The organism is Endozoicomonas sp. ISHI1 (assembly GCF_024606225.1).
GTDB lineage: Bacteria > Pseudomonadota > Gammaproteobacteria > Pseudomonadales > Endozoicomonadaceae > Endozoicomonas_A.
In genome coordinates, this window is record NZ_JAGRPU010000078.1 from 1 (window position 1) to 10,915 (window position 10,915).

7 protein-coding genes are annotated in these 10,915 nt (G+C 49.8%); 1 reads left to right on the plus strand and 6 read right to left on the minus strand.

Annotated elements, in window-relative coordinates; translation table 11 throughout:
* The 5 genes from KBW69_RS22805 to KBW69_RS22825 form a co-directional block, all read right to left on the minus strand.
* A partial coding sequence (locus KBW69_RS22805; protein ID WP_257282406.1) for a C2H2-type zinc finger protein occupies positions 1 to 1,685 on the minus strand: 1,685 nt, incomplete at its 3' end.
* A gap of 232 nt (positions 1,686 to 1,917) precedes the next feature.
* Positions 1,918 to 3,618, minus strand: a complete 1,701-nt coding sequence (locus KBW69_RS22810) for a C2H2-type zinc finger protein (protein WP_257282407.1) — start codon at positions 3,616 to 3,618, stop codon at positions 1,918 to 1,920.
* A gap of 241 nt (positions 3,619 to 3,859) precedes the next feature.
* Complete coding sequence (locus tag KBW69_RS22815) at positions 3,860 to 5,872, minus strand: C2H2-type zinc finger protein (RefSeq protein ID WP_257282408.1); 2,013 nt, start codon at positions 5,870 to 5,872, stop codon at positions 3,860 to 3,862.
* A gap of 232 nt (positions 5,873 to 6,104) precedes the next feature.
* Positions 6,105 to 8,210: a C2H2-type zinc finger protein gene (locus KBW69_RS22820; RefSeq protein ID WP_257282409.1), complete on the minus strand. Its 2,106-nt coding sequence runs from the start codon at positions 8,208 to 8,210 to the stop codon at positions 6,105 to 6,107.
* 233 nt (positions 8,211 to 8,443) lie between these two features.
* Positions 8,444 to 9,973 (minus strand): C2H2-type zinc finger protein, encoded by a 1,530-nt coding sequence (locus KBW69_RS22825; RefSeq protein ID WP_373690736.1) that lies wholly within the window; start codon positions 9,971 to 9,973, stop codon positions 8,444 to 8,446.
* 104 nt (positions 9,974 to 10,077) lie between these two features.
* Here KBW69_RS22825 and KBW69_RS22830 point away from each other — a divergent pair, with 104 nt between their 5' ends.
* Positions 10,078 to 10,362, plus strand: coding sequence for a hypothetical protein (locus tag KBW69_RS22830; RefSeq protein ID WP_257282411.1), 285 nt, complete (start codon positions 10,078 to 10,080; stop codon positions 10,360 to 10,362).
* Between the two features lie 101 nt (positions 10,363 to 10,463).
* Here KBW69_RS22830 and KBW69_RS22835 read toward each other — a convergent pair.
* Positions 10,464 to 10,915: C2H2-type zinc finger protein (locus tag KBW69_RS22835; RefSeq protein ID WP_257282412.1), on the minus strand; the 452-nt coding region annotated here is incomplete at its 5' end.

A 10,915-nucleotide genomic window follows, 5' to 3' on the forward strand; every position in this document is an offset into this window, starting at 1 on the left:
GGGCAAGTTTGCTCTGGAGTGTGATCTTTTCTTTTGTGATCCGACAGGGCCAGAGCGTTTGGCAGGCTCTTGTGGCACTCAGGGCAGGTTTGCTCTCCGGTATGATCTTTTCTTTTGTGAGACGACAAGGCTTTCGCGTTTGGCAGGGTCTTATGGCACTCAGGGCAGGTTTGCTCTCCGGTATGATTTTTTCTTTTGTGATCCGAAAGGGCCTGAGCGTTTGGCAGGGTCTTCTGGCACTCAGGACAGGTTTTCTCTCCGGTATGATATAGACTTTTGTGAACCGACAGGGCTCTCGCGTTTGTCAGGGTCTTCTGGCACTCAAGGCAGGTTTGCTCTGAGGTGTGATCTTTTCTTTTGTGAACCGACAGGGCTTGAGCGCTTGGCAGGGTCTTCTGGCACTCAGCACAGGCTTGCTCGCCGGAGTGATATTGACTTTTGTGATCCGACAGGGCCTGAGCGTTTGGCAGGATTTTCTGGCACTCAAGACAGGTTTGCTGTGGGGTGTGAAATCTTCTTTTGTGAACCGACAGGGCTCGAGTGTTTAGCAGGGTCTTCTGGCAGTCGGCGCAGGTTTGCCCGCCGGTGTGATATTGACTTTTGTGATCCGTCAGGGCTTTCGCGTTTGGCAGGATCTTCTGGCACTCAGGGCAGGTTTGCTCTGGGGTATGATCTTTTCTTTTGTGAACCGACAGGGCTTGTGTGTTTGGCAAGATTTTCTGGCACTCAGGGCAGGTTTGCCCTCCGCTGTGATATTGACTTCTGTGATCCGACAGGGCTTGAGCGTTTGGCAGGATCTTCTGACACTCAGGACAGGTTTGCTCTGGGGTATGATCTTTTCTTTTGTGAACCGACAGGGCTTGTGCGTTTGGCAAGATTTTCTGGCACTCAGGGCAGTTTCGCTTTCCGGTGTGATATTGCCTTTTGTGAGTACTCAATGAAGCTTGAGAGCTAAATAATTTTTCACAGCCGGGGCGATCACATCGGTATTTTTTGGAGCCAGGCTTACTTTGTTTTTTCACAGGAGGTAGATTTAATGTTAATGATGGACCGGTTGTACTGTCAGCTCCCGAGACAACTGTCGGACCTCCGGCAGGATGGCTTACCGGGCCAGATTCCTGATCGCCTGTTTGCAAATAGACATCTGTTCTGCAAGCGAAAGAATCGTCTGAGGTTGAACGACACCGGATACTTGTGGAGGGAGCGAAGATACAGCGTCCTTGTCGATGACAACAGGGTTGTTCATGGCAATTTTCGTCAAGGCTATGCCGGGGGTCGGTGGGCTGGCCCGAATTTTCATCATTATGGCTGTTGTCGTATAGATAATGCGATTTCTCTGAATGTCTATTGAATGACTGACCATGATCCTCTTGCCCCGTTGTCCGGGAATAGTTACCGCCGCCCGTTCCGTACATCAAAGTGATGATCTGAAATTTGTTTCGCCTAGAGGGTTTGTCAGCGCGAGGCGTGCCTGACCCCGAATATCCGCTTGTGCAGGTAATGTATGATGGTTCGTTTTGCATCGGCCTCCCATCGGTCATTGGCATCGCAGATAATGTGCCCGGCTCAGTGTTTATAGAAAAACTCTGGATTGCCGAAGCCCCATTCTGGTTAATCTCAACGATAAAACGGTAAGTCTCTGGCTCAACCGGACAGACGAAAGGCACAAAAACCAATACGTGCAAGAGTAAACTTTTAATGGCTCTATCCTTTGTTTTCTATGGATAGGAGCCGTGAGGATAGACGAGAGGATAGGGGCAAGGAACTAAAACTGAGCGGTTCATGTTCTTCCATCCGTGGCAAACGTGACTGCCAAGAGCGAGCCTTTCATGGTGCAGTCGAAGCAGATTGATGATTTCGTAGTGCCACATGGGCATTAAAACCTGGTTGCCCTCCTGAGCCTATGATAAGCAGAAATCAATCACTGCACTGAGCACCATAAAGCTTTCGTTTTCGGTGTTGCCTTTTATGATTCGACAGGGCTTGAGCGTTTGACAGGGTCTTCTGGCACTCAGGGCAGGTTTGCTCTCCGGTGTGATATCGACTTTTGTGAACCGAGAGGGCTTGAGCGTTTGGCAGAGTCTTATGGCACTCAGGGCAGGTTTGCTCTCCGGTATGATATTGACTTTTGTGAACCGAAAGGGCTTGAGCGTTTAACAGGATCTTCTGGCACTCAGGGCAGGTTTGCTCTCCGGTGTGATATCGACTTTTGTGAACCGAGAGGGCTTGAGCGTTTGGCAGAGTCTTCTGGCACTCAGGGCAGGTTTGCTCTCCGCTGTGATCTTTTCTTTTATGATCCGTAAGGGCTTTCGCATTTGGCAGGGTCTTCTGGCACTCGGGGCAAGTTTGCTCTGGAGTGTGATCTTTTCTTTTGTGATCCGACAGGGCCAGAGCGTTTGGCAGGCTCTTGTGGCACTCAGGGCAGGTTTGCTCTCCGGTATGATCTTTTCTTTTGTGAGACGACAGGGCTCGAGCGTTTGGCAGAGTCTTCTGGCACTCAGGACAGGTTTGCTCTCCGGTATGATATTGCCTTTTGTGATCCGAGAGGGCTTGAGCGTTTAACAGGGTCTTCTGGCACTCAGGGCAGGCTTGCACTGAGGTGTGATCTTTTCTTTTGTGAGCCGACAGGGCTATCGCGTTTGGCAGGATCTTCTGGCACTCAGGGCAGGTTTGCTCTCCGGTGTGATATCGACTTTTGTGTTCGGACAGGGCTTTCGCGTTTGGCAGGATCTTCTGGCACTCAGGGCAGGTTTGCTCTCCGGTGTGATATCGACTTTTGTGTTCGGACAGGGCTTTCGCGTTTGGCAGGGTCTTCTGGCACTCAGGGCAGGTTTGCTCTCCGGTGCGATATTGCCTTTTGTGAGTGCTCAATGAGGCTTGAGAGCTAAGTGTTTTTTCACAGCCGGGGTGATCACACTGGTATTTTTTGGAGCCTGCCTTCCTTTGTTTTTTAGCAGGAGGTGGATTTAATGTTAATGATGGACCGGTTGTACTGTCAGCTCCCGAGACAACTGTCGGACCTCCGGCAGGATGGCTTACCAGGCCAGATTCCTGATCGCCTGTTTGCAAATAGACATCTGTTCTGCAAGCGAAAGAATCGTCTGAGGTTGAACGACACCGGATACTTGTGGAGGGAGCGAAGATACAGCGTCCTTGTCGATGACAACAGGGTTGTTCATGGCAATTTTCGTCAAGGCTATGCCGGGAGTCGGTGGGCTGGCCCGAATTTTCATCATTATGATCGTTGTCGTATAGATAATGCGATTTCTCTGTATGTCTATTGAATGACTGACCATGATCCTCTTGCCCCGTTGTCCGGGAATAGTTCCCTCCTCCCGTTCCGTGCATCAAAGTGATGATCTGAAGTTTGTTTCGTCTACAGGGTTTGTCATCGCGAGGCGTGCCTGACCCCGAATATCCGCTTGTGCAGGTAATGTATGATGGTTCGTTTTGCATCGGCCTCCCATCGGTCATTGGCATCGCAGATAATGTGCCCGGCTCAGTGTTTATAGAAAAACTCTGGATTGCCGAAGCCCCATTCTGGTTAATCTCAACGTTAAAACGGTAAGTCTCTGACTCAACCGGGCAGACGAAAGGCACAAAGACCAATACGTGCAAGAGTAAACTTTTAATGGCTCTATCCTTTGTTTTCTATGGATAGGAGCCGTGAGGATAGACGAGAGGATAGGGGCAAGGAACTAAAACTGAGCGGTTCATGTTCTTCCATCCGTGGCAAACGTGACTGCCAAGAGCGAGCCTTTCATGGTGCAGTCGAAGCAGATTGATGATTTCGTAATGCCACATGGGCATTAAAACCTGGTTGCCCTCCTGAGCCTATGATCAGCAGAAATCAATCACTTCACTGAGCATCATAAAGCTTTCGTTTTCGGTGTTGCCTTTTATGATTCGACAGGGCTAGAGCGTTTGGCAGGATCTTCTGGCACTCAAGGCATGTTTGCTCTCCGGTATGAACTTTTCTTTTATGATCTGACAGAGCTTGAGCGTTTGGCAGGGTCTTCTGGCACTCAGGACAGGTTTTCTCTCCGCTGTGATCTTTTCTTTTGTGATCTGACAGAGCTTGAGCGTTTGGCAGGGTCTTCTGGCACTCAGGACAGGTTTTCTCTCCGCTGTGATCTTTTCTTTTGTGAGCCGACAGGGCTTGAGCGTTTGGCAGGGTCTTCTGGCACTCAGGGCAGGTTTGCTCTCCGCTGTGATCTTTTCTTTCGTGAGTCGACAGGGCTTGAGCATTTGGCAGGGTCTTTTGGCACTCAGGGCAGGTTTGCTCTCCGGTGTGATATCGACTTTTGTGAAGCGACAGGGCTTGAGCGTTTGGCAGGATCTTCTGGCACTCAGGGCAGGTTTGCTCTCCGCTGTGATTTTTTCTTTTGTGAGCCGACAGGGCTTGAGCGTTTGGCAGGGCCTTCTGGCAATCAGGGCAGGTTTGCTCTCCGCTGTGATCTTTTCTTTTGTGATCCGACAGGGCTCGAGCGTTTGGCAGGGTCTTATGGCACTCAGGGCAGGTTTGCTCTCCGCTGTGATATCGACTTTTGTGAAGCGACAGAGCTTGAGCGTTTGACAGGGTCTTCTGGCACTCAGGGCAGGTTTGCTCTCCGCTATGATCTTTTCTTTTGTGAACCGACAGGGCTTGGGCGTTTGGCAGGGTCTTCTGGCACTCAGGGCAGGTTTGCTCTCCGGTATGATCTTTTCTTTTGTGAGACGACAGGGCTCGAGGGTTTGGCAGAGTCTTCTGGCACTCAGGACAGGTTTGCTCTCCGGTATGATCTTTTCTTTTGTGATCCGACAGGGCTTTCGCGTTTGGCAGGATCTTCTGGCACTCAGGGCAGGTTTGCTCTGGGGTATGATCTTTTCTTTTGTGAACCGACAGGGCTTGTGCGCTTGGCAAGATTTTCTGGCACTCAGGGCAGGTTTGCCCTCCGGTATGATATTGACTTCTGTGATCCGACAGGGCTTGAGCGTTTGGCAGGATCTTCTGGCACTCAGGACAGGTTTGCTCTGGGGTATGATCTTTTCTTTTGTGAACCGACAGGGATTGTGCGTTTGGCAAGATTTTCTGGCACTCAGGGCAGTTTCGCTTTCCGGTGTGATATTGCCTTTTGTGAGTGCTCAATGAGGCTTGAGAGCCAAGTGTTTTTTCACAGCCAGGGTGATCACATCGGTATTTTTTGGAGCCTGCCTTCCTTTGTTTTTTAGCAGGAGGTGGATTTAATGTTAATGACGGGCCGTTGGTGCTGTCAGCTCCTGAGACAACTGTCGGACATTCAGCAGGATGGCTTACCGAGTCAGATTCCTGATCGCATTGCAAATAGATATCTGTTTTGCAGGCGAAAGAGTCATCTGAGGTTGAACAACACTGGATACTTGTAGAGGGAGCAAAGATACAGCGTCCTTGTCGATGACAACAGGGCTGTTCATGGCAATTTTCGTCAAGGCTATGCCGGGAGTCTGTAGGCCGCCCCGAACTTTCATCATTATGTTCATTGTCGTATAGAAAATGCGATTTTTCTGAATGTCTATTGAATGACTGACCATGATCTTCTGGCCCCGTTGTCCGGGAATAGTTACCGCCGCCCGTTCCGTACATCAAAGTGATGATCTGAAATTTGTTTCGCCTACAAGGTTTGTCATCGCGAGGCGTGCCTGACCCCGAATATCCGCTTGTGCAGGTAATGTATGATGGTTCGTTTTGCATCGGCCTCCCATCGGTCATTGGCATCGCAGATAATGTGCCCGGCTCAGTGTTTATAGAAAAACTCTGGATTGCCGAAGCCCCATTCTGGTTAATCTCAACGATAAAACGGTAAGTCTCTGGCTCAACCGGGCAGACGAAAGGCACAAAGACCAATACGTGCAAGAGTAAACTTTTAATGGCTCTATCCTTTGTTTTCTATGGATAGGAGCCGTGAGGATAGACGAGAGGATAGGGGCAAGGAACTAAAACTGAGCGGTTCATGTTCTTCCATCCGTGGCAAACGTGACTGCCAAGAGCGAGCCTTTCATGGTGCAGTCGAAGCAGATTGATGATTTCGTAGTGCCACATGGGCATTAAAACCTGGTTGCCCTCCTGAGCCTACGATAAGCAGAAATCAATCACTGCACTGAGCACCATAAAGCTTTCGTTTTCGGTGTTGCCTTTTATGATTCGACAGGGCTTGAGCGTTTGGCAGGATCTTCTGGCACTCAAGGCAGGTTTGCTCTCCGGTATGAACTTTTCTTTTATGATCTGACAGAGTTTGAGCGTTTAGCAGGGTCTTCTGGCACTCAGGACAGGTTTTCTCTCCGCTGTGATCTTTTCTTTTGTGAGCCGACAGGGCTTTCGCGTTTGGCAGGGTCTTCTGGCACTCAGGGCAGGTTTGCTCTCCGGTGTGATATAGACTTTTGTGAACCGACAGGGCTTGAGCGTTTGGCAGAGTCTTCTGGCACTCAGGGCAGGTTTGCTCTGGGGTGTGATCTTTTCTTTTGTGAGCCGACAGGGCTTTAGTGTCTGGCAGGGTCTTCTGGCACTCAGGGCAGGTTTGCTCTGAGATGTGCTCTTTTCTTTTGTGAACCGACAGGGCTTTATTGTTTGGCAGGGCCATCTGGCACTCGGGGCAGGTTTGCTCTCCGGTATGATATTGACTTTTGTGATACGACAGGGCTTGAGCGTTTAACAGGGTCTTCTGGCACTCAGGGCAGGCTTGCACTGAGGTGTGATCTTTTTTTTTGTGAGCCGACAGGGCTCTCGCGTTTGGCAGGATCTTCTGGCACTCAGGGCAGGTTTGCTCTCCGGTGTGATATCGACTTTTGTGTTCGGACAGGGCTTTCGCGTTTGGAAGGGTCTTCTGGCACTCAGGGCAGGTTTGCTCTGGGGTGTGATCTTTTCTTTTGTGATCTGACAGGGCTTGAGCGTTTGGCAGGATCTTCTGGCACTCGGGGCAGGTTTGCTCTGGGGTGTGATCTTTTCTTTTGTGGGCCGACAGGGCTAGAGTGTTTGGCAGGGTCTTCTGGCACTCAGGGCAGGTTTGCTCCGGGGTGTGATCTTTTCTTTTGTGATCCGAGAGGGATTGAGCGTTTGGCAGGGTCTTCTGGCATTCAGGACAGGTTTGCTCTCCGGTATGATATTGCCTTTTGTGATCCGACAGGGCTTGAGCGTTTAACAGGGTCTTCTGGCACTCAGGGCAGGCTTGCACTGAGGTGTGATCTTTTCTTTTGTGAGCCGACAGGGCTATCGCGTTTGGCAGGATCTTCTGGCACTCAGGGCAGGTTTGCTCTCCGGTGTGATATCGACTTTTGTGTTCGGACAGGGCTTTCGCGTTTGGCAGGGTCTTCTGGCACTCAGGGCAGGTTTGCTCTGGGGTGTGATTTTTTCTTTTGTGGGCCGACAGGGCTTGAGTGTTTGGAAGGGTCTTCTGGCACTCAGGGCAGGTTTGCTCTCCGGTGCGATATTGCCTTTTGTGAGTGCTCAATGAGGCTTGAGAGCTAAGTATTTTTTCACAGCCGAGGTGATCACATCGGTATTTTTTGGAGCCTGTCTTCCTGTGTTTTTTAGCAGGAGGTGGATTTAATGTTAATGATGGACCGGTTGTGCTGTCAGCGTCTGAGACAACTGTCTGAGCTTCAGCAGGATGACTTACCGAGCCCAATTCCTGATCGCCCGTTTGCAAATAGCCATCTGTTCTGCAAGCGAAAGAGTCATCTGAGGTTGAACGACACCGGATACTTGTGGAGGGAGCAAAGATACAGCGTCCTTGTCGCTGACAACAGGGCTGTTCATGACAATTTTTGTCAAGGCTATGTCGGGCGTCGGTGGGCTGGCCCGAATTTTCATCATTATGGCTGTTGTCGTATAGATAATGCGATTTCTCTGAATGTCTATTGAATGACTGACCATGATCCTCTTGCCCCGTTGTCCGGGAATAGTTCCCTCCTCCCGTTCCGTGCATCAAAGTGATGATCTGAAGTTTGTTTCGTCTACAGGGTTTGTCATCGGTTGGTATGCCTGACCCTGAATATCCGTTTGTGCGGGTAATGTTTGATGGTTGGTTTTGCATCGGCCTCCCATCGGTCATTGGCATTGCAGATAATGTGCACGGCTCAGTTTTTATAAAAAAATTCTGGCTTGTCGAAACCCCATTCTGGTTAACCTCAACGATAAAACGGTAAGTCTGCGGCTCAACCGGACAGACAAAAGGCACAAAGACCAATACGTGCAAGAGTAGACTTTTAATGGTTCTATCCTTTGTTTTCTATGGATAGGAGCAGTGAGGATAGACCAGAGGATAAGGGGCAAGGAACTAAAACAGAGTGGTTCATGTTCTTCCATCCGTGGCAAACGTGACTGCCAAGAGCGAGCCTTTCATGGCGCAGTCGAAGCAGATTGATGATTTCGTAGTGCCACATGGGCATTAAAACCTGGTTGCCCTCCTGAGCCTATGATAGGCAGAAATCAATCACTGCACTGAGCATCATAAAGCTTTCGTTTTCGGTGTTGCCTTCTGTGATCCGACAAGGCTTTCGCGTTTGGCAGGGTCTTATGGCACTCAGGGCATGGCTCCGGGATGTGATATTTTCTTTTGTGATTCGACAGGGCGTTCGCATTTGGCAGGGTCTTCTGGCACCCAGGGCAGACTTGCTTCGCGCTGTGACATTGACTTTTGTGCTTCGACAGGGCTAGAGCGTTTGGTAGGGTCTTCTTGCACACAGGGCAGGCTTGCTCTGGGGTGTGATCTCTTCTTTTGTGATCGGACAGGGCTAGAGCATTGGGTAGGGTCTTCTGGCACTCAGGGCAGGTTTGCTCTGGGGTATGATTTATTCTTTTGTGATCCGACAGGGTTTGAGCGTTTGGCAGGGTCTTCTGGCACTCAGGGCAGGTTTGCTCTCCGCTGTGATCTCTTCTTTTGTGATTCGACAGAGCTTTCGCGTTTGGCACGATCTTCTGGCACACAGGGCAGGTTTGCTCTGGGGTGTGGTCTTTTCTTTTGTGATCCGACAGGGCTTGAGCGTTTGGCAAGGTCTTCTGGCACACAGGGCAGGTTTGCTCTGCAGTGTGATATTGGCTTTTGTGATACGACAGGGCTAGAGCGTTTGGCAGGGTCTTCTGGCACACAGGGCAGGTTTGCTCTCCGGTGTGATCTTTTCTTTTATGATCCGAAAGGGCTTTCGCATTTGGCAAGGTCTTCTGGCACTCGGGGCAGGTTTGCTCTCCGGTGTGATATTGTCTTTTGTGAGAATTCAATGAGGCTTGAGAGCCAAGTGATTTTTCACAGCCGGGGTGATCACACCGGTATTTTTTGGGGCCTGCCCTCCTTGGTTTTTTCGCAGGAGGCGGATTTAATTTTAATGATGGACCGGTTGTGCTGTGAGCTCCTGAGACAACTGTCGGATCTTCAGCAGGATGGCTTACCGAGCCAGATTCCTGATCGCCTGTTTGCAAAAAGGCATCTGTTCTGTAAGCGAAAGAGTCATCTGAGGTTAAACGACAATGGGGACTTGTAGAGGGAGCGAAGATACAGTGTCCTTGTCGATGACAACAGGGCTGTTGATGGCAATTTTCGTCAAGGCTATGTCGGGAATCGGTGGGTCGACCCGAATTTTCATCATTATGCTCGTTGTCGTATAGGTAATGCGATTTCTCTGAATATCTATTGAATGACTGACCATGATCTTCTTGCCCCGTTGTCCGGGAACAGTTACCGCCGCCCGTTCCGTACATCAAAGTGATGATCTGAAATTTATTTCGCCTACAGGGTTTGTCATCGCGAGGCGTGCCTGACCCTGAATATCCGTTTGTGCGGGTAATGTATGATAGTTCGTTTTGCATCGGCCTCCCATCGGTCATTGGCATTGCAGATAATGTGCCCGACTCAGTGTTTATAGAAAAACTCTGGCTGGTCGAAGCCCCATTCTGGTCAATCTCAATGATAAAACGGTAAGTCTGCGGCTCAACCGGGCAGACAAAAGGCACAAAGATCAACACGTGCAAGAGTAGACTTTTAATAGTTCTATCCTTTGTTTTCTTTGGATAGGAGCAGTGAGGATAGACGAGAGGATAAGCGGCAAGGAACTAAAACATAGTGGTTCATGGATTCTTCAGCCGATGGCAAACGTGCTGAAATTTTGCTGAAACGCCGATGTTTTATATATGGTTACTGTCGTAAAAACCGGTTTGAGAAAAGTGATGAACTCAGGGACGATCACAGAGCTACAGAAAGTCAACTACCTGACCCCGATGAGGTTCAACTGAATCGTCGAATGCAGGTTGTGATGACGGCTGTTGAGCAGAGAGTCGAGCAGAGAACTATAGATTTGAAACCTTGGGTGACAAAGCCATTATACAAATCGATAGGGTTACTACCAGTAGCTTAGTTGCGGAGCAGAAGAATTATGGAGCCATAATCCACACAAATTGAAATTTTAGTGGGTGTTGTTTTTAAACCTTCAACCCCTGAGCCTTTGACAGACAGACATCAATCACTTGACTTTACGTCATCAAGCTTTCGTTTTCGGTGTTGCCTTCCGTGATCCGACAGGGCTTTCGCATTTGGCAGGGTCTTATGGCACTCAGGGCAGGTTTGCTCTGGGGTATGATCTTTTCTTTTGTGGTCCGACAGGGCTTGAGCGTTTGGCAGGGTCTTCTGGCACTCAGGGCAGGTTTGCTCTCCGGTGTGATATCGACTTTTGTGAACCGACAGGGCTCTCGCGTTTGGCTGGGTCTTCTGGCACTCAAGGCAGGTTTGCTCCGGGGTGTGATCTTTCCTTATGTGAGTAGACAGGGCTTGAGCATTTGGCAGAGTCTTCTGGCACTCAGGACAGATTTGCTCTGGGGTGTGATTTTTTCTTTTGTGATTCGAAAGGGCTTGAGCGTTTGACAGGGTCTTCTGGCACTCAAGACAGGTTTGCTCTCCTCTGTGATATAAAC

Coding starts and splice junctions, on each gene's coding strand:
- KBW69_RS22830 (WP_257282411.1), top strand. CDS start 10,078: ATGGATTCTTCAGCCGATGGCAAACGTGCTGAAATTTTGCTGAAACGC.